This is a genomic window from Marinobacter sp. V34 (genome assembly GCF_055524115.1).
This window is the reverse complement of record NZ_JBUPZY010000001.1, coordinates 443,849-470,019: the sequence shown is the minus strand read 5'-3', so window position 1 is coordinate 470,019 and position 26,171 is coordinate 443,849. Positions and strand designations below refer to the sequence as shown.

The following is a 26,171-nucleotide window of genomic DNA, read 5'->3' as shown; positions in this document are numbered from 1 at the left end:
ACAAGTGAGTAATTCAAAGGTGGGAGAGGAAACATGACTAGGGGCAGGCCGACTCACTGCTTTGATGCAATAACGCGGACATACAGCGTGTCCGCGTTATTACCGTTACTCTACCTCAGTATCAATTAGAAATCGTTATCTCACCATTCGTCAGGAGATTGGCTTCGATGTCCGCCTCATCAAACCAGAACTGGCGATAGTCCTCTTCAGAATACCGGAGACTCTGGTCATTGAAGTGGGTTGAATCTGAATCAGACGACTGCGAGTAGCTTGTCAACCCGTAGGCCACTGGCCCCTGCTCTGTAAACTCCAGACCGAAATGCCAACTTGTGCCTCTGGCCATCTGCCATCCCTCACCTGCCTGATTAGAAAGCCCCGCTGTGTTAGGAAGGACTACGGGAGCGATTCTCGGGAAGACCGTGTCCTCGGCAACCGCAACCGAGCTGTCAGACGGGCGGGATACCACTCCAATCGCATTAAAGGCGCCATCAATGGAGCCATCCCCACCGTGCCACGGAAACGCGTTGCCGAGGGTGATTGGTGTACCGCCAGGTGGAACGCCACCTGTAGGCTGATAATACTGAACGTCTCCCAGCGTGGCATCATAGGCGATACCGACGGAATCAAGTGCTTCCAGGCCATCCGCCAGCGCAATCAACATCGTATCGTCAGCGGTTTCTGCGTTGGCTGCCGAGGGGGTTGACGGCGTCGCGACGGGGTCGGCTGCGTCGAACGGCACAGTCAGATCTGTCCCGAAGTCCTCCCGATAATTGGCAATAAACACCCTGAATACGTGAGCACCAATGCTGTCGGTGTTATAAACACCGTCCCAGCTCTGCAGCACGTCACATGCCGTATCGACGGTGCGCGTACCTCCAGCAGACAGGTTGACGGGGGTCGCTCCGATCGTTGTGCATCGAGACCTGAGCTCCGCCAGGAACATATCGGTGTACCATGTGCGATTGTTGTAAATGACTTCGATAAGATCAATCGCCCCGAATTTTCCGTCCTGACCCGCGGGTGCGCGATCAGCGAAACCAGCATTCATCGGATTCTGCAGCATTGAAATCCCGATGCGAGTCCGCGGGTTAAGCGGCGTCTCCTCAGAGCCAAAGAGCGGTGAGAATCCGGTCAGAAACTGATCCGGGTTGGTCGACCAATAGCTGTCATTGGAGTTCTGGACCCAATCCGTACGAACCATCTGGGGGCGTTGCTCAAACGGTACGAGACCGTTGCATTCCCCTTCCACCCAATCATCACGGGATTTACTGCCATCCAGCAGGGTCAGTCCACTGTTGAACAACTGATTGTAGCCGGCATTGACCGAGCGCTTGAAATCCACCACCGCAAGCGCAGCACCGGAGAGGTTTGGCACGGAACTGCTGTCGATGTAGTAGGCGTTGCCCTGATCGTCGGCATAGGTGGTGTTGGTCCAGAACGTTGTGCCACAGTTTTCAAAAACAGTCTGGAACTCATCCAGATTGGATGCCCTGCTCATCTGCAACCAGGTATCCAGCAGTTTTTCCGTACTGGCATTGGCATCCCGGTAGGTATATGCCGTACCGTTGGCTCCCCAGGCCGGAAGTGCACCGCCGGTCACTGCTTCTGCAGCCAGCATCGGGCCATACTCAGAGAAGTAGAAGGTTTTCTCCAGCACCTGCGGTGTCGGCCCTCCTGTGTTCACCTCAACTTGATAGGTTTCCGAGGTGATCGGCTTTTCCACGCCATCTTTTATGTAGGTGAAGTTGTCACCATCTTTGAGCGTTAGCTCGTAAAGCGTGAACCGACGGCTCGTGGTTACGGTATGAGACCAGGCCAAATTCTCATTGAAATTGATCAATGGAATGGCCGTGCCCAACAAGCCCGCGCCGTTAGTGTTCAGGTACCCCGGAACGGTCAACTGAACCTGGTAAAGTCTGCGATGCCCAGTATAGGGAAAATGTGGATTGGCCAGCAAAGCACCCTTGCCCTGCTCAGACATATCGCTGCCGATGCCCCAGGCGTTACTGCCGAGACCAATGTCCTGAAAATCAGTCTGGCTTGAAGCTCCCATTCTGGCATTCGCCACCATACGCTTCAGGTCATTTTCCTGTTTTAGGTCGGTCGTGTCAGTTACGACTGCGGCCGGCGTTGGCAGAGGTGAATCGCCCTGCGGCACCGCAACAAACACAGCTCCCGTGGCAAACAACGCACCACTGGCATACTGCCCAACGATGCGATAGTGAGCGAACAGATCCACCGGCGTAATTTCCTTCACCCAGGGCTGATCGCGGCATTCTCCTGGAAGATCTCCTGGGAGTGTTTCATTCACATATTTGTTATAACCAGCGGTGAAGCCCTCGATCATGGCTCGAGTTTCCGCACTCAGGTTGGGATACTCCTTCTCGGCGCCGCTGAGGATTTTCTGTGCTTTATAGCTAAAGTCGTTGATAACGTTTATGTCGCCCGGCCCGGGACCAAAGTACTTGGCCCGCTCGCTCCGGGCTTTGACAATAGCCTCGGCAAGCAGACAGACGTTGTCTTGAGTTTGGGCGTAGCCCGCACCAAACGCAGCAGACGCAAGGTTGTCCGCCTTAACATGTGGAATCCCGTTCGTCGTTCTCCTTATGGTTGCCTCAAACGTACCGTCCGCCGGGAAAAGCTGTTCGTTCACCGAGCTATCGGAGTCGGAAGAAGAACTGCTTCCATCGAAACATCCTGCAATCAGAAAGCTGCTGACCAGCGCTACCCCGGCAGCCTTCAGCGCGCCTTTGTCTGCGCTCCTCAAAGGTTTGCAAAGCGATCTCATAGTGATTCGTCCATTGTGATTGTTATGGGTAAGCCAAAGATGACTCACTCTCACAAATTAGCAGACAAACCCCTCGTTAGCTAAGGTCTGACAAGCTATTCATTTCTTGACCGGGTGGCATTATGAATCATTTCACATATCATGTTTGCTGAGCGTGGCACTATTGCGGTTTGCGTCGCTTGCGTCCTTCGGATTCCCAACAACAAGTAGCCTATGAGTCAACCTGACAATACCGGGGCCAACAGATCTCCGGCTCAAAACACCGAACGGGAGCAGAAGCTTCGCCTACGGCGCCTCGGAATGTCTTTCGGGTCCTACATGGTCACGTTCAGCATCGTCGTATACTGCTGGGTGCAGGGCCTTATTTCGTTAGGCGTAACGGTGGGATTTCTGGTATTCGCCTCACTGATCAACGCCACTTTCTGGTGGTTGATCCATACCGGTCGAAACCTGAAATTCCATGATCCAAGCATGACATCGGCACAGATGATCGTGTCTTTGCTTCCCCCCATTTGGGTAATGGCCTTCCTCGAGGCAGGTCAGGCTAGGGCCATCTTCCTGCTGATTGCAGTTGTACCGATGTTGTTTGGCATTTTGGCGCTGACAACTCGCCAGTTCATTGTCGTGGGCGTATCGTTTTTTGCTTTGTATGGCCTGCTGCATCTTGGCCTATGGGCATACCGGCCAGAAGTACTGAGTAGCGAGCTAGAGGTTCTACAAACGGTGGCCTTTGCTCTTGTTATGGCTGAGATCACGATCATCGGCGGCTTCATCAGCAGCCTCCGGGGTAAGCTGCGGCAACGCAACCTGGAATTGGGTGAAGCCATGGAGCAGATTCGGGAACTGGTGAACGTGGATGCATTGACTGGTGTCTACAACCGCCGCCGGCTGTTCGAGGTCATCTCCGAGGAGTCCAATCGCTACAGCCGAATGCCGGGCTCGTTTTCCATTTGCCTGATGGACATCGACCATTTCAAAGAGGTAAATGATACCTATGGGCACCAAGCCGGGGACACGATCCTGCAGGCCGTCGCCCACTCAGTGAAGGATGGATTGAGAACCATCGACTGTTTCGGTCGTTACGGGGGAGAAGAATTCCTGCTGGTCCTCCCACAGACTCCCCTTGAAGGCGCGCGCATCAAGGCAGAACGGGTACGGGAAGCCATAGAGCGCCTGACGTTTCCCGAAATCGGGGACGATTTCCAGGTAACCGTATCGATTGGTGTGGCAGAATATCACCGCGAAGAAAGCACGGACGATACTCTGCTCAGGGCCGATCAGGCACTGTATGCGGCAAAACACGATGGCCGCAACAATGTGAAAGTGGCTTCCACCCAGGCGCCTCAGAAATCGCCGTTGTCGGCCCCCAATGCTCGACCGATATAACGGCTCTCACAAGGCGTTGCGCTGAATTTGATTGGGTGGCCAATCTGCTTTTGGGTTCCCCCGCCCCCTTTCGCGACCTCAACAACCATGCCGCGAGCTTTCAGTTGCGGATGTTCGGCCGCCTCGGTGATGGTCAGCACCGGCTCCACGCACGCATCGACACCCGCAAAGACGTCTTGCCATTCCGCCAGTGTTTTCCCCGCAACGGTGGCTTTCAACGCCTCTCGGATAGCCCTCTGATCGTCAGGGTTCTGGCTCAGGGCAAGGTTCTTCATGTCGGGGATGTCCAAGGCATCACATAGCCGGCCGGAAAACTGCGGCTCCAGGCTACCCACAGACAGCCACCGGTTGTCGCTGGTCTGGTAGTAATCATAGAAAGTGCCGCCGTTGAGCATGGACTCTTCCGGCTTCTGTTCCTGCCCGCCAGCCAGTGCTGCTGCGCCGGCCATCGTATTGAGGGCAAAGGCGGCGTCGGTCATGCTGATATCGATAAACTGCCCTTGCCCCGTTTGCTGGCGATGAATCACTGCCGCCAGGATGCCCATGACAGCATGGTGGGAGCCGCCTGCCACATCGGCTATCTGGATACCCATCGGTGGGGGGCCACTCTCCTTGCGGCCGCAGTGGCTGGAAACACCGGCCAGGGAAAGGTAGTTAATATCATGCCCTGCCCGGTTTTTATAGGGGCCTGTCTGGCCGTAGCCGGTGATGGCACAGTAGATAAGATCTGGATTGATGGCTTTGAGGGTTTCATAACCAATTCCGAGCCGGTCCATAACGCCGGGGCGAAATTGTTCAATCACCACGTCGTACTCTGCCACCAACTGCTTGACCAGATCCGCACTGCCCTCTTGCTTCAAATCCAGCCCGAGGGATCGTTTACCCCGATTGAGGAAGGTGTGGGACGTGCTAACGCCGTCTTCCAGCGGCGGCATAACTCGGGTGAGGTCCAGACGGCCAGGGGCCTCCACCCGCAATACATCCGCCCCCATATCCGCCAGCAGCATGGTAGCGTAGGGACCAGGCAGCAGGGTACTGAAATCCAGAACCTTCAGGTTGTTCAGTGGGCCGGGCATGCAAACCTCCTTCTCTGTTTTGGGACAACCCTGATGCTGCCCTGTTTTCCCTGCGGGGCCAACTGCCGGTTCCATCATTCCAATTGACTATTTCTTCCAGTGCGGCGCGAGGGTGGTGGTTGCATTGTACCCAAGGGGTTTTATGATGGGTTTCGTTCAATAAGGATAAAGGATGATATGTCGGAACTCACCGTTTCCAGGCACTTCGTGGAAGCCGCATTGGTTGGAGCCGAAAGAGCGGGGATTGATACCCATACAATGCTGCGCGAAGCCGGCATTTCACCGGACCTGCTGAGGATTGAAATGGCCCGGGTGAGCAGCACCCAATACAGCCAGCTGATGCAGGCTACCTGGAACGCAATGGACGATGAGTTTATGGGCCTGGGCCCGCGACGCTGCCGCACCGGCACTTTCGCCACCATGTGCGCGCTGGTCATTGACTGTCCCAATCTGGAGGCGGTCTATCGCCAGGCGTTTGATTTTTGCCGCCTGTTCGAGCCCATGGTCACCATGAAACTGGAAGTGGACGACAGGAGTGCCCGGCTGGTAACGGCGATTGAAGGGGATATCAATGACCCGATGCACTTTTTCCGGGAAAGCATACTGGTCATCTGGCATCGCTTGGGTAGTTGGTTGATCGGGCAACCGGTGGAGCTGCTTAAGGCGGAATTCAGTTATCCCAGACCGCCCCATGGCGACGAATACCGGCATATCTTCCATTGCCCACTGTCGTTCGAAGCCAGTGAAACTGCCCTGACGTTCGACAAGCGTTTTCTGCAAGCACCCGTGATACGCGACAAGCCGGAAATGCGGCAGTTCCTGAAAACTTCACCGGCCGACCTGCTGTCACGCCCGGACGAGAGCAACACCTTCACCGGACGTATCCGTGCACTGATTGGACGGGATTTTGCGCGTTCCCTGCCCGATTTCGAATGGATAGCCACAGAGCTTCACACCAGCCCTCAGACCCTTCGCCGCCGGCTGAAGCAGGAAAACACCTCTTTTCAGGAAATCAAGGACCTGCTACGCCGGGACATGGCCATCTATTACCTGTCCCGGCCTGACTTGCCGATCAATGACATTGCCTTTCGGGTGGGATTCACCGAACCCTCAACATTCCACCGCGCCTTCAAGAAGTGGACGGGAGTCACTCCCGGTGCTTATCGCGAAGGCGAACGAGGTCAGCTTCAGGATTGATTGGGGCTCTGCATGGTGCGAATCAGGCGGCCAAGGGTGCGGGCAATTTCTTCGGCCCGCTCGCGATCCGGGCTGAGCTTCATCAACCGCGAGCCATCTCGCGGGTCGTAAATCCAGCAACTGGCGGTTGAACTCTCGCAGTTCCATTCAATCTGCGGATTGACTCCGAAAACGCCCATGGACTCGGTTGTTTTGACAACACGACCACCGGACTCACGTCGGGACTCCTGGATACTGATAGTGTCGTTCAGCCTCTCAATCCTGTACGACACATCGGCAGGACGGTCCAGCCTAACGATTCGCTGATCTTCACGCCAACCAGCGACGTCCAGGAGCGTATTGGCATGAATCACCAGCGCGTCGGCGTTCGAATCCGCCAGATAGAGTTCCCGGAGTTTCCCCAGTGACTGCTCGCTTGCAGGCTCAATAATAGCCACTGGCTCTGGATCAATAGAGCCATTGTTCTTGGCACTTGCGCCCTCTTGCTGACGGGCTTTCTCAACATTGGTTATCAATTTCAGTGCGTCGGTGTAGTGCTCGCCTTCACTGCCCGCCAGACTGACGTACTTTTCCAACGCTGCTTGTGCCTCGTTGTAGTGATCAGATTCCAGCATCACGCGGCCGCGAAAATAGAAATAATTCGCTGGCTTCTGCCCTTCAAGTTGCTGAAGACGATTCAGGTACTCCCCCGCCTCGCCCCAGCTCTCCGCGGAAACAGCCTCTTCAGTGGCAAGCATTAATCGGCGGGTCTCATGTTCCGGCTCCAGGGCACTAACCTGACCAGCCATCAGTAGGGATGCCAACATAAAGCCACTGACTGAACGACGCCCGACTCGGGTTATCTTCACCATCTTGTTTACTCCTGCTGATTATCCCGGGCGGCGTCTTCGTCCACCGTGGGCTCGACCGGATCGTTGGTGTCATCAACACCATCGGTGTCCACTTCGGCTTGATCCAAAATCGCTTTCGGGAGTTCTTTTTTAACACGAACGCCCAACTCCACAAAGCGATTGGCTTGCGAGATAAGGTTGCCGCGCCCCCGGGTGAGCGTATTCATCGCCGAATCATAGGTTCCTTGTGCGGTGTGCAACTGGCTGCCCAGCTTTTCCATCGCTTCCACAAACACCCGCAGCTTGTCGTACACCGCACTGGCACGGTCGGCAATCCTACGCGCATTCTGGCTTTGACGCTCGTATCGCCAGATATTTTCAATGGTTCGCAAAGTTGCAAGCAATGTCGTTGGTGTTACCACAATAATCTTTCGCTCGAATGCTTCTGCGAATAGGTTCTCGTCCTGCTGAAACGCAGCCACGAAGGCCGGTTCAATGGGCATGAAAAGAAAAACGAAATCTGGTGAGTGCAGGCCATGAAGCTGGCTGTAATCTTTCTCACTCAGGGAGCGAATATGATTGCGTACCGCTTCAACGTGCTGGCGAAGGGCTTCTTCTTTGGCGGTCTCATCCTCTTCCGTTGCCCATTGCTGGTACGCCAGCAGGGACACCTTTGAATCTACCACCAGGTTTCGACTGTCCGGCAAATGAACGATGACATCCGGGCGCAGCAACTGGTTGTCATCATCGCGATAGCTGCCCTGGGTTTCATACTCGATACCCTTTCGCAAACCGGAGCGTTCGAGGACTCGCTCCAGAATCAACTCGCCCCAATTGCCCTGGATTTTCTTGTCACCTTTAAGCGCCTTCGTAAGGTTGGAGGCTTCTTCGGTAATCTGGCGATTCAGTTCCTGCAGGGACTTGATCTCACTTCTTAACGCCTGGCGATCCCGCGTTTCGGTGGTATAAACATCCTCTACCCGTTTGCGGAAATCCTGGAGTTGATCCCGGAAAGGGTTCAACAGGGTGTCAATGCTGGTACGGGTCTGCTGGCTGAAGCGTTCGCTCTTCTGTTCGAAAATACGATTGGCGAGATTCTCGAACTCCTGCTTCAACGCATCACGGTTGCGCTCCAATAACTCCAGTTTCTCCGTTGTTGCACGGCGCTCCTTGTCCAGCGTTACTTCCTGCTCGCGTTGGGCAACCCTGGCGTCGCCAAGCTCGCGGGAGAGCTCGTCGGCTCGCTGCTGATGGGACCTCTTCTCGGCTTCGAGTTGTTCTATACGCTCCAGCCGCGCCTTACTCTCAGATTCCAGTCCGGCCACCCGATTTTCCAGCGTTGCCGCGCGCTGTCGCCAGTGTTCGGTGTCCAGGCTGGCCTGCTCTACCTCCGCTTTGCCGTTTTCGTGAGCAGCTTCAAGCTGATGGAGGCGCTGTTCGTCCATCGCCCGTGTGTACTCAAGCTCCCGGAGTGCGGTTCTGGCGCGGCCTCCCTTAACCATTGCGGACACCAGACAGCACAGCGTTAACACCAACAAAATCAGCAAAGTGGCCGTTTCCGGCCTACTCCCCACTATATTGATGATTGCCTCGGGCACCCCGATCTCCTCTAATAATTGACTCAAACATTACGATAGAACAACAGTTTATCGTATTGGCGGAACCTTTTTGCTCAAACCCACGTCAAAGGTTTGCCATTCACTGGTTCTAGTGGACCAATTGGCAAATTTCCCGACCCAAGGCATCCGGCTCTGGACTCGGAACGTAATATCATCTAAAACGGTGAATGTGGCCTGTTTACCGACAGAATGGCTGGTTTGCCGCCGGGTGCCAAGGTCCAGGAGCAGTATAAGGGACAGGAATTCAACATGCTCAAAGAGCTATGGAGAAAACTGGGATCTGAATTCTCCCATTCCGGGTGTTCGGATATGGAAGGCGGTGACTATCGCAAGTCCGGACCGAAAGCCGGCCATGGCGGTTTTCGGATTCTGCCCCATATGACCCACACCGGGGAATTCCACATGGAACGGTTGACCGGCATCCTGAAGGGGCGCTACGGCAGAACCTTTCAGAACAATGGGGACGAGTCCATCCGCGACCTGATTCACTTCGCTTCCCGCATTCAGGATCAGGATGTCCAGAGAGAACTGCTGCTGTTTTATCTGAACTGTTCCCCTGTCGTGCAGGAATACCTTCGCTCCGAAGAGGTCCTTGCCAAGAACCACTTCCTTTCCCAGGCATCTGGAAGAAAATAATACCCGCCGTTAATGATCTGTAAACCGACTCAACAGTTATGATGCTGTATACTGCCGGCTTGTGATTACAAGTGGCTGTTTTAGCACACCTGAATTATCCTTGCAGCGCTATGTAATTAAAGTATCAAAGCCGTGGATTCAGGGGTTTCGGATCTTGTCTATACGTTCAGAGTTTGGAAAGTTGGCTGCGGCCGGTCTTGTGATATCACTCATCACCGGCTGCACTGCGGATCGTTACTTCATGGTGCCGAAGCAGGATCTTGAAGCGCTGAATACCTCCGTTATAAATCAGGGGGAACAGGTCGTTCGCCTTGAGAACCGGACGGATGGAAACTTCCAGGCGCTGACCCGTCTCAACGAGGAATCCACGAAAACCATCCTCGAGGCCATCACCGAGCAAGTCGAGAAACCCGCCTGCCCTCCCACCCCCAAAAAGCAGACCTGTACCGTGAATCAGTCTGGGTCCGACAGCAGCGGCAGGGCGGACCGACTCAAGGGAAAGGTCGTTGTCGGCGAGTTGGAGAAGTTCTATCTGGCCGGTCCGGGCTTGATTTACGACGCTCGTATTGACAGCGGGGCGGAAACCTCTTCATTGGATGCCCGAGACATCACCCGGTTTGAACGCGATGGTAATAACTGGGTAAGGTTTGACGTGCCGGTACCTGACTCCGATGACATGGTAACGCTGGAACGGGAAATCTCACGCCGGGTCAGGATTATCCAATCCAGCACTGAGGAATCAGAACGCCGTGTGGTTGTGGAGTTGCAGTTCATGATTGGCAACCATAGACAACAGGCTGAGTTTACATTGACCAACAGAGAGCATCTCTCGCACACGGTGCTGGTTGGCCGCAATATTTTGAGGGACGTCATGCTGATTGATGTGGGCAAGGAGTTCGCCACCGAACTGCCAGACAAACTGCCAGCCGAAGAAAATGGGGGCCAACCTTGAGTAGCCGCTCGCGCATTCCGTTTTTCTTCGCCATCCTCCTTCTCATTGCGGCTGGGATCTCTATCGCCACTTGGCGGCATGTGGAGCTGGGCATTCCCTGGTTTACCGGCGAGCAAAAGCCCGTTTGGATGGTGGAGGCCCGAGTTGACTTCGACGGCACTGGCGAACCCGTACTCGCCAGCCTGAACATCCCCGACCAACCGCCGCAATTCCGTATTCTCTCGGAGCAGGCTGCGTCTCCCGGTTACGGCTTTTCCATCGTTGATGACTCCGGTAAGCGCCGGGCTGAGTGGTCAAAACGCGATGTCAGTGGCCCGCAGACGCTCTACTTCAAGATCCAACTGATTCCCGATGACAGAGCCCTGGGCAGTCAGCCCAAACGACCTCCCAAGCCGGAACCGGTGTTTTGGGAAGAACCACAGGCAACGGCCGTAGAAGAGTTGTTACAGCAGACTGCTGAACGCTCCAGCACACCCGAGAGCATGACCCGGGAACTGATCAAACTGCTACAACCGGACCAGGGCGCCCAGAACACCACTCTGCTTGTGTCTGAAACAAACTACATTGACCTGCTAACCCGAATGCTCAACCATGCCGGGATTCCTGCCCGGACGGCAGATGGCCTTGCTCTGGAAGATGCGAGACGACGCCAGCAACTTCGTCCTTTCCTGCAGATCTACGATGGCTCCCGATGGCTGACATTCAATCCCCGCACGGCGGAACAGGGGCTTCCAGAGCATGTACTGCTATGGCGACAGGCAGCAGCCTCGCTACTGGATATAGTCGGTGGCGATAATTCAGACGTTAGCTTCTCCATGCTTCGGCAAACCATCCCGGCTCTGCAGCTGGCGCAGGCCCAATCCAGCGAGAATGGCCTTGGGTTCCTGAGCCTGTATCAGCTTCCCATCGAAGAACAGAGCATGTTCAGGATGCTTCTACTGCTTCCCCTCGGCGCACTCGTAGTCGCCTTTATGCGCATTGTCGTTGGCATACGGACCTCAGGCACGTTCATGCCCATACTTATCGCCGTGGCATTCGTCCAGACGACTCTGATTCCGGGGCTCATAGCCTTTATTTCCGTGGTAGCAATCGGCCTGCTCATGCGCGGCTACCTGTCTAGCCTTAACCTGCTCCTGGTCTCTCGAATTTCCGCGCTCATCATTCTGGTGATCTTTATCACCGCCGGGTTGAGCATCGCGGGTTATCAAATGGGCTTCAACACCGGGATGACCGTCACCTTTTTCCCGATGGTAATTATCGCCTGGACGATAGAACGTATGTCCATACTTTGGGAAGAGGAAGGCGCCCGGGAGGTGTTTGTTCAGGGCGCTGGCAGTTTGTTTGTCGCGGTATGCGCGTTCCTGATCATGAGCGCGCCCCTGGCGAGCCACCTGACGTTTAATTTCCCGGAACTTCATTTCGTGGTTTTGGGACTGATTCTGCTGATGGGACAGTACACGGGCTATAAGCTCACAGAGCTTCGTCGCTTCTATCCGATGAAGGCGTATAACTGATGGGCTGGATTTCGCCCTTCAAGTTGAACCAACTGGGCATGCTGAATATGAACCGGCGCAATGTCGATTACATTGCGCGGTACAATAGCCGCTCATCATACCCGTTTGTGGACAACAAGCTGAAAACCAAGCTGGTGGTTGCCGAGTACGATGTTCGCACCCCCAAGCTCTTGCAGGTGGTTCGTCAGCAACACGAAATATCCCACTTCCGGGAGATGGCTGAGGACCTGGACGGCTTTGCCATCAAACCGGCTAAAGGTTCCGGTGGCAAAGGGATTACCGTGATTACTGGCCGGGACGATAACGAATACGTCAAGGCCTCTGGCTCACGGGTCTCCTCGAGTCACCTTGAGCGACACCTGTCCAACATTCTTGCCGGGCTTTACTCGTTGGCCGGCACGCCCGATGTCGCCATTGTCGAAAACCTGGTGGAATCGATCCCATCGCTTGCCAGGTATTCTTTCCAGGGTGTTCCGGATATCCGCATCGTCGTTTTTCAGGGTTACCCCGTTATGGCAATGCTCCGGTTGGCTACGACTGCCTCAGATGGCAAAGCCAACCTGCATCAGGGCGCCGTTGGTGTTGGTCTGAATATCGCCAATGGCCACAGCCTGAACGCAGTGCAGTTCAATCGGCCGATCACGCTGCATCCCGATACAGGCCTTGCCCTGGAAAACCTGGTGATCGATGACTGGCAGGAAATGCTGGTAATGGCATCACGATGCTATGAGGCAACCGGGCTGGGATATATGGGTGTCGATCTGGTCGTAGATGCACACGAAGGGCCCATGCTCCTTGAGCTAAACGCCCGCCCAGGCCTAGCCATCCAGATGGCCAATGGTCGCGGGCTGTTGCCGCGTCTGAGACAGATCGAAGCCCTCCGAAGGACGCACTTCACCCCAGAAGAGAGGGCCGCATTCGCCATGGACACCTTCACGTCCAAAACCTGAACCGCGAATGGCAGGCACAAAAAAACCGGGGCGAACCCCGGTTTTTTACTTTCTCACACTTCTCAGAGCTTGCCCTCTGCAATCAGCAGCTTGCGCTCATGAGTGAGGCCTTTCAGCAGCCCCCAGGTCATGACCAGCAATACAGCTGTAAACGGCAGCCCTGCCGTAATGGCAGCCGCCTGGATCGCGCCCAGTGCGTCTTCACCGCCACCGAAAATCAGTGCTGCGGCAATGGCACCTTCCATCACTACCCAGAACACACGCTGTGCAGTCGGGGCGTCAGTTTTACCACCCGCAGTAATGCTGTCCACAACCAACGAACCGGAATCAGACGAGGTCACGAAGAACACCAGCACCAGCACGATACCCACGAAGGATGAGATGGCAACGAGCGGCAGGTTGGCAAACATCTGGAACATTGCCAGGGACACATCCGTCAGGCCATTCTCAGCCAGAGCACCAATGCCATCCTGGATCTGCTCCAGAGCGGAACCGCCGAATGCGCTCATCCAGACCACGGTAATGACGGTCGGCACGATCAGCACCGCTGTCACGAATTCACGAACCGTGCGGCCCTTGGATACGCGAGCGATAAACATACCAACGAACGGTGACCAGGAAATCCACCACGCCCAATAGAAGACTGTCCAGCCGTGGAACCAGGCCTGGTCTTCGCGACCAAACGGGTTACTGAGTGCCACCGCGTTGCCAACGTAACTGGATGAGGTTACCCAGATGGTCTCGAAGATGGTCATGGTTGGACCGGCGAAAATGATGAAGAACAACAGAATGCCAGCCAGCGACATGTTGATGTTACTCAGGATTTTTACGCCACCGTCAAGACCGCGCAGAACGGAAATCAGAGCAAGGGCCGTCACGCCGGTAATGATCGCCATCTGCACATTGATACCTGACGAAATACCGAACAGGTAATCCAGGCCGGAAGCAGCCTGCTGAGCACCAAAACCAAGGGAAGTCGCGAGACCAAATATCGTTGCCACCACTGCCAGGATATCAATGATGTGACCTGGCCAGCCCCAGACTTTATCGCGGAGCAGCGGAAAGAACGCAGAACGAATGGTTAGCGGCATGTTTTTGTTGTAAGCAAAAAACGCCAGAGACAGCGCTACAATCGCGTAGATCGCCCAGGGATGCAGACCCCAGTGGTACATGGTTGCACCCATGGCCAATCTCGCACCCTCGGCTGTATTGGCCTCAACGCCGAGCGGCGTTTCATACCAGCCCGTGTAGTAGGCAACCGGTTCGGCAACCGCCCAGAACATGAGACCAATACCCATACCTGCCGCAAAGAGCATGGCAAACCACGACATCGTTGAAAATTCCGGCTTGGCATCCATCCCACCAATACGAATTTTGCCAACGGGCATGAATATAAGAGCGAGAGATACAACAACAAAAATATTGGCACTGATCAGGAAGAACCAGTCAAATTGTCCGATAGTCCACCACTTGGCGCCGTCGAGGAGTTCCTTTGCCTCTCCCGGGAAAATCAGCGTCCCGATTACAAACGCAATAACGATTATTGCTGTAATCGGGAAAACTGGCGCGTGCAGGTCCAGGCCAAACGGATTGATATTATCCTGGCCTGCGACGTAATCCGTCTGGTATTCGTCTTTTACAACGTCGCCCACGTTTTGAGCCTCCTGTTTGTGTAAATCTTTTCAATCTTCGGATGCAAACGTTACAAGCTCGCCATCTTATTGCTTTGAGTTCAAAACATCAAAGAGCAGACACTTACGCCCTGAAAACAATCTTAGACCAATATTTCAGTGTTCGTGCAAAATACTCCCTGATCCGCTCTGCCATACTGAAACGTATGACCCGCGCGGATACTGTTAATATTCTGCAAGCAAACTGCACATCCACTCAGAGGAGCTTATGGATAAAACCAAAACCTTCCCCTTTCGCTATACAGCTTATGCGCTAAGCCTGGCTGGCCTTATAGTTTCGTTACTGGCCAGCGCCATTTGGGGAGGCTGGTTTTATGTTGTGCCCATCCTGTTCGGGGTATTGGCGGCAACCGGCACGTGGGACCTTCTTCAGCATAAACACACCGTTAGCCGAATTTACCCCATCCTCGCCCATTTTCGGTACTTTCTCGAATCGATTGGCCCGGAAATACGCCAGTATTTCATACAGTCCGACATCGACGAACGCCCTTTTTCACGAGAACAGCGCACCATCGTCTACCAGCGAGCCAAGAACGTGCTCGACAAGCGCCCTTTCGGCTCACAGCTGGGTATGTATGACGAAGGCTTCGAGTGGATCAATCACTCCCTCCAGCCTTCTGCACTGAAAGACGCTGACTTCCGGATCGTGATTGGCAAACAGTGCACCAAGCCCTACAACGCCAGCGTCTTCAACATCTCGGCAATGAGCTTTGGGTCATTGTCAGCCAACGCCATCCTGAGCCTCAATACTGGCGCAAAAATGGGTGATTTCTACCACGATACTGGCGAGGGCTCCATATCCTGCTATCACCGGGAACCCGGCGGAGATCTGGTCTGGGAAATCGGTTCTGGCTACTTCGGATGCCGCAACAAAGACGGCACCTTCAACGAAGAAAAGTTCGCCAGCAATGCCACTCTCGACCAGGTAAAAATGATAGAGGTCAAACTATCCCAGGGCGCAAAACCCGGACATGGCGGCATTCTTCCCGGCGAGAAAGTGACGCCGGAAATTGCCGAGGCCCGAGGCGTCGAACCTGGCAAGGATGTAGTCTCCCCGGCCAGCCATTCAGCTTTCTCTACACCCAAGGAGCTTCTCGAGTTCCTGGAAAAACTTCGTGAACTATCAGGTGGAAAACCGGTGGGCTTCAAACTGGCGATTGGCCACCCCTGGGAGTGGTTCGCCATCGTCAAGGCGATGCTGGAGACAGGAAAAACACCGGATTTCATCGTTGTGGATGGTGGCGAAGGTGGCACCGGAGCGGCCCCCCTGGAATTCATCAACCGCATTGGAACACCCATGACGGAGGCCCTGTTGCTGGTACACAACACACTGGTGGGCACTAACCTGCGCGAACACATTGCCATAGGAGCTGCGGGTAAGATCACCTCGGCATTCAACATAGCCCGGACCCTGGCCCTGGGGGCAGACTGGTGTAATGCGGCAAGAGGCTATATGTTCTCTCTCGGCTGCATCCAGGCGCTCAACTGCCATACAGGAAAATGCCCCAGCGGTGTTGCAACCCAGGACCCGAGGCGAAGTGAAAAGCTTGATGTTGAGGACAAGAGCCAGCGTGTTTACAACTACCACAAGAACACTCTGGAGGCGCTGATGAACCTGCTTGAGGCGTCAGGGCTCAAGCACCCATCCGAACTTGGGCCGGAACACATCATCCGCCGCACCTCAAAGACGGAGACCCATTCCTACATGGACCTGTTTCCCTTTCTGGAACCGGGCGCCCTTCTGCTGGAAGGAGAGACCGGTGAAAGAGTGTTTGATACCTACTGGTCGAATGCTACCTCCGACAGCTTCGACCCGCCGGAGTTTATTCGCCAGCTTCGGGAAACCAAACTGCGATAGAAATGCCCGAAGAATTCGGCGATTGGATGTTTATTTTTATCCGAGGCTGGTGTAGACTTCGCTCCCGCTAAGCCACTGAGATATCTCTCAAGTTTCTCTCTGGCCACTGGCAATTTCGGGGCGTAGCGCAGCTTGGTAGCGCACTTGCATGGGGTGCAAGGGGTCGTAGGTTCAAATCCTACCGTCCCGACCAATTACAGTAATGAAAAAGGCCAGTCCTTCGAACTGGCCTTTTTCATTTCCAGGCCGGGAAAGCAAAGCTCAACGCCCTTCACTATCTGTTGGCTCTGTAGAAAACCACTCATCCTCTGTCTGTCCACTCGGTGCATTCACCCAGAATGGTGCGGTGAACTGCTCCAATACGTTACTCGACGTATCATTGATATCCGGCACGGATTCTGCCGCCTGAAACTGAATGAACGAGGTGCAGTTAATCTCCCCCTCAAGAGGCGAAATGAGCGTTGAGACCGCCTCGTCAACGACTGGACTGCTGGCCAGGTCGAGCTGTTCGTCGATCAGTTGCTCCACGGCCACAAATACAACCGCATCCACCAGTCCTTGTGGATCCAGGTCATAGGCTTCACGGCAGCACAGGGTTCCTATCGTTAAATCCGATGGCACCACTAGCGGCCCCAACAGCCCGAGCACCTCATTGACGGATGCCACGGTTTCTTCAAGAACGCGATTGATCTCGGGAACATAATTATTAAGCACGTCTGATTCATCTTCGTAACTGCCCGGGCATTCGCAAGGTTCCAGCGTTTCAATAAGACAGGCAGCGTAGGCAGAGTCTGAAGGTTGATCATCTGCATTGAACGGCTCGCAGGGCTCGCCGGAGACAACTTTCTGGGACACCCAGCGGGACTGAATCCCGGCCGCATCGACGGGACAGGCTGCTGCAGTTTCCCTAAACAACGCACCAGGCAGGCCTTCGCTGCCACGCCCTACGGCGTAATTTGGAACCCCCTGCAGTGCATTGAAATAACTGACATTCCCCGAACCTGTTTGACTGTCTGCACCCACGCTATCGGTCGCTTCATCTGACGTTGTTTTTATACAGGGAGTGCCACTACAGTTTTGTTGCGAATAGTAAACAGATTCTCGTGACGTGAAGCGGTCATCCCGCACCCCGACAAGAGTTCGTCGGGCCTGCCCATCAATCAGGGTTCGATCAAACAGAAAAATACGGGGTGCGTCGTGTTCGTCAAAGTCAACAGCCTTCCCCAGCGGCTTGCCAGTTGCATCGGCAATAATCGCCTCCGTCGATTGCTTGTTCACATAGTGCTTGAACAGCGCATCTCGAATCGCAATCAGGCCTACGAGCGAGCCCAGCACAAGTATCGTTATGATCAGAATCAGTTCAACCGTCACCACAAAGCCTTTCTGATTCGAAAGCGTCAACCCTGGACGCGTCTTATTGGTTCCAGTCATGACAAGACACTCCTGAATGTATGCAATCCACTAGAGAATGCCTTTAAGTAACTGAAAGATCTCAGCCAGCTTTATCATTGCCGGAAAGATCACAATAACCGTAAACACAGGGAGGCCCACGACCATCATGGCAAACAGAAGCAGTATGCTTTTCTGGCTTATCAGTTTTCGATTCAGCTCATCCTGGCGGTCCCTTATAACGTCGGACTGCTGGGCAAGGGTGTCTGTCATTGCAGCACCTGCCTGGCGCCCTACAGTAACCACCGCGGCCAACCGTTGAAGTTCTCGCACGCCTGTTCTGAGATACAGGCGCTCAAATGCCTTGGCGTAAGATTCCCCTGCCCGTATCTCCATCGCGACCAACTGCACTTCCATAGCCAGAGGATGTCGTCGTTCGAAGCCGAATTCCCCCGCCAATTCAAAGGCGCGCGCCATGGAAGCACCAGAATGCAAATACGCATTCACCAGATCGACAAAGAAACTGAGGCTGCCCTGTAGTGTCTGGCGACGCTGCTTACGACGTTGCCACAATAGAAAATCCAGGGTGAAAAAGGCACTGAGGGAGCTCAACAGCAATGTCCAGATCGGCGCTTCGGTGTTTAGCTCCGCGAGTACCAGGGGCATTGTTACCGCCAGGGAAATTTTTAGAGGCCAGTACACAAATCTGAAATCCGCCGGCATAATCCCGGCGTGCCTCATTAGCTTCGCGGGATAGAGCCACCGATGTTCCCCTGATGCCCTTAATAGTGCATCGGCATCTGGGCGAAGCTCGGTGCGGCTGAGAAGATAAACGCCCCCCATCCCGCATAGAATACCAATAGAAAGACCGATATCGATGAGCAGTGACGTCACCATGCCTGCTTCCTCATGATGGTTCGCATCCACAGCAACCCGCCAATCTGACAAAGTATCGCCGTATAAAGGACGGTTGGGCCCGTGGAAGCCTCTGTAAGAGGTAGTAACCAGTCCGGTTCCTTCCACATAAAAAATGGGATCAGCAGATAAGGAAAACCGGCTGCAAAAAGCAGGGCATAGCGAGCGCCTGACAACTGCCCCCGCATCTGGAGCATAAATCGGCGACGCTGGCGGAGGGTTGCGGATAAGGCTCGTAACAGAGACTCAAAATGCGGTCCGTCATGCCATCTGGACCTGAGGGCCATAATGAACAGGCGAACCCCTTCACTTCGATAGGCTTGCAATACCGGTCTCGTTGCGTTTTCAACGGTATCCCCCAGTTTCAGGCGAGAGACGATTTCCAGCAACGGCTTGCTAATGAAAGCCGGGCAGCCTTTTGAAGCCGTTTCCAGGGCATGCAAGGGTGACACCCCACTGGCACTGAGGGCTGTCATAAGATCGAGCACATCCACCAGGGCATGCTCAAAGCGCTGGGCACGCCATAGAAGCAGATCCTTGAGGATGAAATAGGATACCGGCAGGAAGCTGATACCGGCCAACGCAGAAAGCCCCGGGTGATCGGGGAATACCGTCGAGAATGTAAGAGAAACAGCCGTCCCCGTCAGCACGATACCTGCGATAAAGAACAATGGCTCCAAATTGATCTCGAGTACTTTGAGTACCCTTCGCAACGGTGACAGGCGAACCCTGGCAAACTGATCAGAATCCACAAAACCAACCCGATCCTCCTTGATGAGATTCACATAAACCAGGCGTGCGGAATATAGAAACACAATCAAGGCCACCGCAATTCCCATAACATTCAGCATGATTCCGACTCCCGGGCAGGCCAGAGAGTGTTCAAAGACGTTGGTACCTCCAACCCCTTCTCCCAAGTACCCTCGAAAAACCCAGGTCGGACGGAACCTGCCTCGAATACGAACTGCCGGCGACCGGTACCACTCTGAGAAGATGCGGTATCCCGTGCTGTGCAGAAAAGCTCGGTTAACAGATACCCCGCCTCTCCTGCCCTGACCTCACAGATACTCGTCACATGACGATGGCCATCTGCCGTTCGGGCAATCTGTACAACGATCTGAACCGCCGATTCGATCAGATTACGAACCGTCTCTCTGGCAATCTGGCCATCGGCAAGCATGGCAAGCGTCTCCATTCGCCTCAGCACTTGATAGGGATTATTGGCATGTATGGTGGTCAGGCTTCCGTCATGACCAACGTTCATGGCCTGGAGCATATCGAAAACCTCATCGCCCCTGACTTCCCCGACAATGATACGATCAGCACGCATACGCAGGGCGTTCCGTACCAGCAGTCTCAGGTCGACTTTACCGCGGCCCTCGCTATTCCCCTGGCGCCCTTCCAGAGTAATGACATGCTGGTGCCTCAACGCGAGCTCAGCCGATTCCTCGATGGTTATGATCCGCTCGTTATCAGGAATGAACTCCGAAACAGCATTCAGTAACGTCGTTTTACCTGCCCCGGCGCCACCCGCGAACACAATATTGACCCTGGCTTTTACAGCAAGAATCAGTAGGTCTGCCATCTCGCGCGATAACATGCCTGACTGGATCAGGTCATCCACCGATGAATGGGACGGCCGAAAGCGGCGAATACTGACAACCGTTCCTGTGCGGCTCAGGGGCGGAATCACAATGTTCATGCGGCTGCCATCCGGCAGTCGGGTATCAACGGTCGGGGTTGTGGAATCAAGGTGCTTGCCTTCGGCTCCCACATATCGGTCAACAAATCTTCGAACGTGCGCTTCATCGTCGAATTGGACGTCGGTCAGCTCAAGCTGCCCGGAGCGATCTACCCAGATGGCATCAGCACCATTGACCAGAATATCGGTTACGTCTGGATCCGCCATAAGTTTGGCCAACGGGCCAAAGCCGATAACCTCGTTAGCAACCTCTGTACAGATAACGTCACCCTGTTCGGAGCTCAGTCGCAGACCGGTCGCTGTCTTGATCGACTCCAGCAAATGCCACAACCGCTTTTTAAGCCGTTCCGGATTGCCGATTACCGGCGGTTCTGATTCAACGGAAGCGATAAGCCGTTGATGAAGGTGCTGCCTGAGCCGGATAACCAGGTCATCCGTCATGACGGTGCTTTGATGCATCAGGCGTCTCCTTCTACAAAGGCTGCCAGCTCAAAACAAACCTTGTTCCCGGCAAGGGCCATCAGCCGACCCCTGGGGGCGTGAAAATCACGATTTCGGCTGTACGACGTCACGTATTGCTCACAGGCGGCCGGTTGGTTCTTTCTCGCTTCGAATATCAGCCCCCGGTGGTAAGCGATACGCCATTCAGGTGCCCCCAGCCGCTCCGCCAGCGCAAGACTGGCCATGCTTTCCGGGAATTTCCGGTTTGCGTAATGGGTGGCCGCAAGCATCTCATGCAATTCGGGGTGCATTGGATTCTGGCGTACCTGCACCTCCAACAGGGTCCTGGCACGATTAACATTCCCCTCTTCCAGCGCAATTCTTGCTCTTAATACGGCAGCCTCTGGACGTGGAAGACCTTTCGCCAGCAACTGGTCGAGAACAAAACGTGCCTTCTCAACCTGCCCCGACTGATAGCTCACGATCGCCATGGCCATATTCACCCGTTCATTGTCGGGATAAACCACATAGATCTGGGAAAGGCGACGAAGGACTCCATCACATTCCTGAAAGGAGTCGTTACCCAGATCACCCGTACACGACCGGCCTTTGCTCATGTTTTCCTGATACAATCCCAGCAGGCGATCCACCTCCAGCGCTGGGTCCACCACATCGGTCACGTATTTTTGCGGCTGCGCTGCACAGCCAGCCAACGTCACCAATAGCAACAGCAAGATCAATACCGATACGTTTTTCATGGTGTCAATTCTCCTGGTAACCATGCGAAGACAGCGATAGCGTTCGATCAGCGATATCAGTGACCGCTGGGAAAGCCCATTGATGAATCAGCCCGTTCGGTTCCCGAATCAGTGTCGGTGTGACCACGATGACCAGTTCACGGTCCTGCTCACTTTTTGACGTCGCTTCGGCGAGCTGACCAATCAGTGGTATATCGTGCAAGCCTGGGGTGTGATCGTTCCGAGTCGATTGTTCTCGATAGATCAGGCCACCCAGAATCAATGGCTGGCCGTCACTCAAACGGGTGGTGGTGCGAATACTGCGCGTGTTGAAGGCGGTGGAATTCAGACTGCTGCCTGTGCTCTGACTGATTTGCTGCGTCAATAACGTATCCGGCGCGGAAATCGTCGGATTAATGTCAAGCGTAATGCGGTCATCTTCATCCACCATGGCGCGCACACTGAGCTCAACACCAAAAGACTTGAACGATGTGCCACTAAAGACACCCGGGGTATTGGCCGCCACCTCATCGCCAGACTTCAGGCCGCTGGGGGCAAATGCCGTTGGCACCGGCACTTCGCCACCCACACTGAACACTGCGGATTCGCCTGCCATCACCGTCAGGTTGGGGCGCGACAACGTTCTGGAGATACCATCCTGCTCCATCAGTGAAAACAGCAGATCAAACGCTGCATCACTTCCACCGATTTGCAGATTGTTGGTCAAGGTGCCACCCAGAATCTGGAGAGCATTTTCAACCATCGAACTGTCTGCGGTGCGTGAAGACAGACCTCCGAGCGAGAACAGTCCGTTGGTGTTGTAGCCCTCGCTCACCAGCGACAGATCGGGCCTCCAGCGAAACATGCGGTTACGATTGATTTCGTGTATCTGAACGGCAACCCGCACCTGCGGTAAATCCCCAACCTCAATGACCGACAACAAACGGCCATTACCCACCGAAATCAACTTTGATCGCCCAACGTTCGACTTGATCCGATTGCCCTGGCCGCCTCCGGCAGAGGAACCCAGACCATTGCCGAATGCATTGGACAAGTTGGCAACACCGCCTCCACCTGCCCCTATAAGCCCGCCTGCCTCGTCAGTCAGGGCAACCAGTGCTCCGTTGGCCGTGGCACCATCCCTGGTATTCAGGAGTAGCTTCGAGGCAACATTGAGTACGCGCGTCAGCGTTACCTGGTCGCGGACTTCCCCTTCCAGAATGAACGTATCCTGGACATCATCGGGCACCACACCACGCACCACCCGGCGGATCTTCACATTACCAGCCCCCATTGGCCTGATAGCCTCGAGGATCTTTGATTCGAAGGTGGCAGGGAGCTCTTCTATCTGAATCAGATTGATAATCGCAATCCGGCTGCTCTGAGAAAGATGTTGCGCATTGAGCCGGAAAGCGTCACCCGGTGACTGTTGTACCTGGCTTAGAATGTGGAGCGGGTTATTATCCAGTGTCTGCCCACCAACTCCCGGCAGTCGACCCTGCTGGCGCCTGCGGTCGGTACTGGCGCCAAGATAGTGAGTGGCGGCAGCCTCAGCAGCAATCTTGAAATCGACACTGGGTACTCGACCACGCAATGTCAGAGCAGGACGGTCCGGTGCAAGCTCAAGCCGGATATCCGGGTGAATATCCCTGAGTGCTCCTTTCAGTATCGACAGGTCTTCCGTCACGCTGAACAGGAACGTTTCAGTCTCGCCACCCTGATACCATACGATCAACGTGGTTCGCCCAACCTCTTTGGCTAAGAGGAGCAGCTCCTTACCTCCGAGCACCTCTACTTCGAGGGTTTTAGCCTGGCCCACGGCAACCCGCTCAATTCCCCTGTCAAATACAAGCCGGGAATGGGTCCATTGAATAAGGGATCGATTCTCCGACGTATGGCGACCAGTCGCGTCTTCAAGATAGACAAGACCGCCCTGCGCGGACACCGACACCAAAGCCAGCGCCAAGAGCAGAAGTCCGGGCCAGGCAGCAAAAACCGGTAGATCTCTCATAATGTGTCCCTTGAGTTAGCGACGGAAACCATCCTGTTAGTTTGAGAGCGACAATCTGACCTACCTCCCCTGGGTTCAGGAGCACGAACAAAGGTAGCGAGTTCAACCCGGCGACTACGTTCATGCAACACAACCGGGTCTTCGTAGGCCGGTGGAATTGACTCACCCGCAGCGACAACATGAATGTGCTCCGGAGAGATACCGTTCAGGATCAGGTAACGAGTTGTATTGCGAGCCCTGGCTTCAGAAAGTGCGTTGTTAAAGCCTTCCGAACCTCTACTGCTGGCGTGACCAATAACAACAACATGAGGTAGAACCGAGTTAGCTGTGAGCGATTGAGCAAACCATTCCAGATCTGCTTTCAGGGCTTCTGAAAGCATGGACATCCCCGGTTCAAAGGTGGAACGAATAACGTGGCGTTGGTAGGTCGACAGGTAACCGGCTTCGGGACCTATCCCGTCATTGAGATACCGTTGTAGTGGCGACTCGTGATCCTTCGCCCGGCGATGGTTCAGCGTATAGAACTGCAACCGACATCCGGGAGCAACCCACTGACGGTTCACTATAGGCTGTCCCGTACCTTCCCGGTCCGGGTAGTCAATATCTTGCGCCAGGACTCTGTGAGTCGAGATGTTTCGGGCTTGGGTAACCTCAATCCGGGTCTGTTCCGGAAGGTCAACTATGGCGGGATGAATATGTCCGCATCCGGCACTCAAGAGCACTAGGCATAAACAGCCGGGCTTCACCATGTGACAACTCCTCACTTTATACACCTCTGAAATTGTTGGTTGTTCTCATCTTCCATGGAATTTGCAGGTTGCATGCCACATTGTGATCAATTTTTTATCTTTAAAAATCAATGGCATGAAAATTATGGAACAAACGATTTAGCGTTTTGCACAAGGCATTTGCATAATGCAAAGCGAATAGGAAAATAAAAAAAGCGGCCTGATACATCGGCCGCCAATCTTGAGAATGAACGAGGGAGAACGCCCGGCTCTACACCGTTATTTATGGATCCGATATCGCCACTGAAATGGTCTTCCTTTTCAATCCGGACACGACTTCAATCTGTCGATGGGTCGGCTGGGGATCAATGTGCGCTCTTTGACTTGAGACTTCCGAGGTTTCTCCATGAAGCACAATGGATACTTTTTCCTGCGGATTAATATGTGCCAGCGGATAGACATACTCTGGCGCAACCGCCACCACTAAAGAGACACCTTTCTCGCGGGGTGCAGGCTTCGAGCTTGCCAGCCCGAAAAGACCGCCCTGATCGAGCGCCGTGTTGTTGCCTGTTGTGCGGCCACCGGAGACTCCGATCAATCTTACATCTCGCGCTACCGTTCGAACGCCTCCGCGCCCCGTGGCAATAACATCGAACGAGTCGCCGTTTCTTAACTGGGTATAGGGTATAGATCCTGGCTGAGGAACCATCGTGTAAAGGACTTTGCCGTCAGGAACCTGTTGCGCCAGCCATGATTTCCTCGCACGCTTGAGTTCGCCAGGCCGAAGGATTTCGCCGTCTTTCTTGGCAGCATTTAATGTCAGCCCCACAACCTTCCGTGGGTCTGGAATTCCGGATACCTCTTTATCAACCCGGATTTTTTTCAGCATTGCCGGTTGCAGAGATACACCTGCCGGCCAGTCGCCATTGAGCCCAAGTACCTCATGAGTAGTGAAGCGCTCAAACTGCCTTGCACCAAGCACACTGGCAAACACTCCGGAAATCAGAAACATGCTGATGGCGGCGGTAGTACTTCCGGTCAGTTTCTTTTTCATGATCCACCCCCGAATTTCGAGCTTAAAGCAGCCGCGACCATAGAGCGCCGCGGCGTGTCATCTATCTTCAGCTTACGGCGTGTTTACAGTGCCTGTATTTGCTGAGGAGCTGGCACCCAGGCTCGCTGCGGTCGAAGCACCCTCAAGCGGCGTTGCGGCCACAAAGGTGAACTCGACATCATCACCCGCGTTGGTGTCAGTCGCGTCGCCAAAGACAGAACCTTCAATGGCTGCGGTTTTTTGACCATTTACGATACCGTTAAACGCGTAGGTCTGGTCGAGATGACCGATGGCTTCAGCAACATCCTCCATTTCTGCGGTCAACGCATCCCGCATCGTCACCATCCCGGCAACGAGTCCGACAACCATGACAGTAGAAAGAAGGACCAGCTCGGTGGTCATCACAAAACCCGCTTGCTTACGTGGCAGCTTGCTAACTTGAATGTTTTTCATTGTATTTACCTCAAACTATGCTCTGGTTTTAAGTTGGGTGTGAAGTGTGTCTCACAAATTATTCAATGCACACTCAATGCCAACTTTTTATTGTATTTACAATCAAAGAGTTAGAACGTTATCCGGAGATTAAAAGTACTATGAAAACTGGCACTTGCTGATTGGGTAGCAAATTGCAAAGCTACTTGCAGTACCCGGCCTGGCGATGAGAGTTTAAAACGTTCGAAGGTTGGGACCGTGGGAG

The 26,171-nt window shown here is 54.3% G+C and carries 21 protein-coding genes and 1 tRNA gene; 8 read left to right on the top strand and 14 right to left on the bottom strand.

The annotated features are described in order from the left end of the window. Positions 1–121: 121 nt before the first annotated feature. On the bottom strand, positions 122–2,788 hold the full coding sequence (locus tag AC0B60_RS02240; RefSeq protein ID WP_465083641.1) for a penicillin acylase family protein: 2,667 nt from the start codon (positions 2,786–2,788) through the stop codon (positions 122–124). 300 nt (positions 2,789–3,088) lie between these two features. Between AC0B60_RS02240 and AC0B60_RS02235 the strand changes: the two genes are divergently transcribed. Beyond that, positions 3,089–4,174, top strand: a complete 1,086-nt coding sequence (locus AC0B60_RS02235; RefSeq protein ID WP_465083639.1) for a GGDEF domain-containing protein — start codon at positions 3,089–3,091, stop codon at positions 4,172–4,174. Here the strand turns inward: AC0B60_RS02235 and AC0B60_RS02230 are convergent. Beyond that, positions 4,132–5,250: a CaiB/BaiF CoA transferase family protein gene (locus AC0B60_RS02230; protein ID WP_465083637.1), complete on the bottom strand. Its 1,119-nt coding sequence runs from the start codon at positions 5,248–5,250 to the stop codon at positions 4,132–4,134. The genes AC0B60_RS02235 and AC0B60_RS02230 overlap by 43 nt on opposite strands. A gap of 177 nt (positions 5,251–5,427) precedes the next feature. Here AC0B60_RS02230 and AC0B60_RS02225 point away from each other — a divergent pair, with 177 nt between their 5' ends. Further along, positions 5,428–6,447, top strand: a complete 1,020-nt coding sequence (locus tag AC0B60_RS02225) for an AraC family transcriptional regulator (RefSeq protein ID WP_465083635.1) — start codon at positions 5,428–5,430, stop codon at positions 6,445–6,447. On the opposite strand, the gene AC0B60_RS02220 is transcribed toward AC0B60_RS02225, so the two are convergent. Together AC0B60_RS02220 and AC0B60_RS02215 are read right to left on the bottom strand one after the other, a co-directional pair. After that, on the bottom strand, positions 6,438–7,298 hold the full coding sequence (locus tag AC0B60_RS02220) for a hypothetical protein (RefSeq protein ID WP_465083633.1): 861 nt from the start codon (positions 7,296–7,298) through the stop codon (positions 6,438–6,440). The two genes, AC0B60_RS02225 and AC0B60_RS02220, sit on opposite strands and share 10 nt — an antisense overlap. 5 nt (positions 7,299–7,303) lie before the next feature. Then, positions 7,304–8,779, bottom strand: coding sequence for a DNA recombination protein RmuC (locus tag AC0B60_RS02215; protein ID WP_465083632.1), 1,476 nt, complete (start codon positions 8,777–8,779; stop codon positions 7,304–7,306). A 366-nt stretch (positions 8,780–9,145) separates the two neighbouring features. Between AC0B60_RS02215 and AC0B60_RS02210 the strand changes: the two genes are divergently transcribed. The 4 genes from AC0B60_RS02210 (at position 9,146) to AC0B60_RS02195 (ending at position 12,948) form a co-directional block, all read left to right on the top strand. Continuing rightward, complete coding sequence (locus AC0B60_RS02210) at positions 9,146–9,532, top strand: hypothetical protein (RefSeq protein WP_465083630.1); 387 nt, start codon at positions 9,146–9,148, stop codon at positions 9,530–9,532. Between the two features lie 154 nt (positions 9,533–9,686). Then, on the top strand, positions 9,687–10,484 hold the full coding sequence (locus tag AC0B60_RS02205; protein ID WP_465083629.1) for an ATP-dependent zinc protease family protein: 798 nt from the start codon (positions 9,687–9,689) through the stop codon (positions 10,482–10,484). Next, positions 10,481–11,998 (top strand): inactive transglutaminase family protein, encoded by a 1,518-nt coding sequence (locus tag AC0B60_RS02200; protein WP_465083627.1) that lies wholly within the window; start codon positions 10,481–10,483, stop codon positions 11,996–11,998. Before AC0B60_RS02205 ends, AC0B60_RS02200 begins: the two co-directional genes overlap by 4 nt. Further along, positions 11,998–12,948, top strand: a complete 951-nt coding sequence (locus AC0B60_RS02195; RefSeq protein WP_465083626.1) for an alpha-L-glutamate ligase-like protein — start codon at positions 11,998–12,000, stop codon at positions 12,946–12,948. The genes AC0B60_RS02200 and AC0B60_RS02195 overlap by 1 nt, the downstream gene beginning before the upstream one ends. Before the next feature lie 62 nt (positions 12,949–13,010). Here AC0B60_RS02195 and AC0B60_RS02190 read toward each other — a convergent pair whose 3' ends face one another. Next, positions 13,011–14,600 carry a BCCT family transporter gene (locus tag AC0B60_RS02190; RefSeq protein ID WP_465083625.1) on the bottom strand — a complete coding sequence of 530 codons (1,590 nt, stop codon included), beginning with the start codon at positions 14,598–14,600 and terminating at the stop codon, positions 13,011–13,013. 247 nt (positions 14,601–14,847) lie between these two features. On the opposite strand from AC0B60_RS02190, the gene AC0B60_RS02185 reads away from it, so the two are divergent. Together AC0B60_RS02185 and AC0B60_RS02180 are read left to right on the top strand one after the other, a co-directional pair. Further along, a complete protein-coding gene (locus tag AC0B60_RS02185) occupies positions 14,848–16,497 on the top strand; it encodes an FMN-binding glutamate synthase family protein (protein ID WP_465083623.1) in 1,650 nt (549 codons plus the stop codon). A 116-nt stretch (positions 16,498–16,613) separates the two neighbouring features. Beyond that, a tRNA-Pro gene (locus tag AC0B60_RS02180) sits at positions 16,614–16,690 on the top strand. Positions 16,691–16,758: 68 nt separating this feature from the next. Here AC0B60_RS02180 and AC0B60_RS02175 read toward each other — a convergent pair. The 9 genes from AC0B60_RS02175 to AC0B60_RS02135 form a co-directional block, all read right to left on the bottom strand. After that, complete coding sequence (locus AC0B60_RS02175; protein ID WP_465083622.1) at positions 16,759–17,928, bottom strand: hypothetical protein; 1,170 nt, start codon at positions 17,926–17,928, stop codon at positions 16,759–16,761. 30 nt (positions 17,929–17,958) lie between these two features. After that, a complete protein-coding gene (locus AC0B60_RS02170; protein ID WP_465083620.1) occupies positions 17,959–18,783 on the bottom strand; it encodes a type II secretion system F family protein in 825 nt (274 codons plus the stop codon). Beyond that, positions 18,777–19,652, bottom strand: a complete 876-nt coding sequence (locus AC0B60_RS02165; RefSeq protein WP_465083619.1) for a type II secretion system F family protein — start codon at positions 19,650–19,652, stop codon at positions 18,777–18,779. The genes AC0B60_RS02170 and AC0B60_RS02165 overlap by 7 nt, the downstream gene beginning before the upstream one ends. Continuing rightward, complete coding sequence (locus AC0B60_RS02160) at positions 19,646–20,962, bottom strand: CpaF family protein (RefSeq protein WP_465083617.1); 1,317 nt, start codon at positions 20,960–20,962, stop codon at positions 19,646–19,648. The genes AC0B60_RS02165 and AC0B60_RS02160 overlap by 7 nt, the downstream gene beginning before the upstream one ends. Further along, positions 20,962–21,702, bottom strand: coding sequence for a tetratricopeptide repeat protein (locus AC0B60_RS02155; protein ID WP_465083615.1), 741 nt, complete (start codon positions 21,700–21,702; stop codon positions 20,962–20,964). Before AC0B60_RS02155 ends, AC0B60_RS02160 begins: the two co-directional genes overlap by 1 nt. Before the next feature lie 4 nt (positions 21,703–21,706). After that, the gene (locus AC0B60_RS02150; RefSeq protein ID WP_465083613.1) at positions 21,707–23,692 is read right to left on the bottom strand and encodes a pilus assembly protein N-terminal domain-containing protein; all 1,986 of its coding nucleotides are present in this window, start codon (positions 23,690–23,692) and stop codon (positions 21,707–21,709) included. Further along, positions 23,689–24,255 carry an OmpA family protein gene (locus AC0B60_RS02145; RefSeq protein ID WP_465083612.1) on the bottom strand — a complete coding sequence of 189 codons (567 nt, stop codon included), beginning with the start codon at positions 24,253–24,255 and terminating at the stop codon, positions 23,689–23,691. Before AC0B60_RS02145 ends, AC0B60_RS02150 begins: the two co-directional genes overlap by 4 nt. 448 nt (positions 24,256–24,703) lie before the next feature. After that, a complete protein-coding gene (locus AC0B60_RS02140; RefSeq protein WP_465083611.1) occupies positions 24,704–25,474 on the bottom strand; it encodes a hypothetical protein in 771 nt (256 codons plus the stop codon). A 72-nt stretch (positions 25,475–25,546) separates the two neighbouring features. Continuing rightward, positions 25,547–25,927, bottom strand: coding sequence for a hypothetical protein (locus tag AC0B60_RS02135; RefSeq protein ID WP_465083609.1), 381 nt, complete (start codon positions 25,925–25,927; stop codon positions 25,547–25,549). Positions 25,928–26,171 lie beyond the last annotated feature (244 nt).

What these genes read in the sequence shown, in the direction of transcription:
- AC0B60_RS02230 (WP_465083637.1), bottom strand. Translation starts at nt 5,250, where the DNA reads ATGCCCGGCCCACTGAACAACCTGAAGGTTCTGGATTTCAGTACCCTG.
- AC0B60_RS02160 (WP_465083617.1), bottom strand. Translation starts at nt 20,962, where the DNA reads ATGCATCAAAGCACCGTCATGACGGATGACCTGGTTATCCGGCTCAGG.
- AC0B60_RS02140 (WP_465083611.1), bottom strand. Translation starts at nt 25,474, where the DNA reads ATGAAAAAGAAACTGACCGGAAGTACTACCGCCGCCATCAGCATGTTT.
- AC0B60_RS02185 (WP_465083623.1), top strand. Translation starts at nt 14,848, where the DNA reads ATGGATAAAACCAAAACCTTCCCCTTTCGCTATACAGCTTATGCGCTA.
- AC0B60_RS02170 (WP_465083620.1), bottom strand. Translation starts at nt 18,783, where the DNA reads ATGGTGACGTCACTGCTCATCGATATCGGTCTTTCTATTGGTATTCTA.
- AC0B60_RS02175 (WP_465083622.1), bottom strand. Translation starts at nt 17,928, where the DNA reads ATGACTGGAACCAATAAGACGCGTCCAGGGTTGACGCTTTCGAATCAG.
- AC0B60_RS02210 (WP_465083630.1), top strand. Translation starts at nt 9,146, where the DNA reads ATGCTCAAAGAGCTATGGAGAAAACTGGGATCTGAATTCTCCCATTCC.
- AC0B60_RS02155 (WP_465083615.1), bottom strand. Translation starts at nt 21,702, where the DNA reads ATGAAAAACGTATCGGTATTGATCTTGCTGTTGCTATTGGTGACGTTG.
- AC0B60_RS02150 (WP_465083613.1), bottom strand. Translation starts at nt 23,692, where the DNA reads ATGAGAGATCTACCGGTTTTTGCTGCCTGGCCCGGACTTCTGCTCTTG.
- AC0B60_RS02220 (WP_465083633.1), bottom strand. Translation starts at nt 7,298, where the DNA reads ATGGTGAAGATAACCCGAGTCGGGCGTCGTTCAGTCAGTGGCTTTATG.
- AC0B60_RS02165 (WP_465083619.1), bottom strand. Translation starts at nt 19,652, where the DNA reads ATGCTGAATGTTATGGGAATTGCGGTGGCCTTGATTGTGTTTCTATAT.
- AC0B60_RS02235 (WP_465083639.1), top strand. Translation starts at nt 3,089, where the DNA reads ATGTCTTTCGGGTCCTACATGGTCACGTTCAGCATCGTCGTATACTGC.
- AC0B60_RS02135 (WP_465083609.1), bottom strand. Translation starts at nt 25,927, where the DNA reads ATGAAAAACATTCAAGTTAGCAAGCTGCCACGTAAGCAAGCGGGTTTT.
- AC0B60_RS02240 (WP_465083641.1), bottom strand. Translation starts at nt 2,788, where the DNA reads ATGAGATCGCTTTGCAAACCTTTGAGGAGCGCAGACAAAGGCGCGCTG.
- AC0B60_RS02215 (WP_465083632.1), bottom strand. Translation starts at nt 8,779, where the DNA reads ATGGTTAAGGGAGGCCGCGCCAGAACCGCACTCCGGGAGCTTGAGTAC.
- AC0B60_RS02195 (WP_465083626.1), top strand. Translation starts at nt 11,998, where the DNA reads ATGGGCTGGATTTCGCCCTTCAAGTTGAACCAACTGGGCATGCTGAAT.
- AC0B60_RS02225 (WP_465083635.1), top strand. Translation starts at nt 5,428, where the DNA reads ATGTCGGAACTCACCGTTTCCAGGCACTTCGTGGAAGCCGCATTGGTT.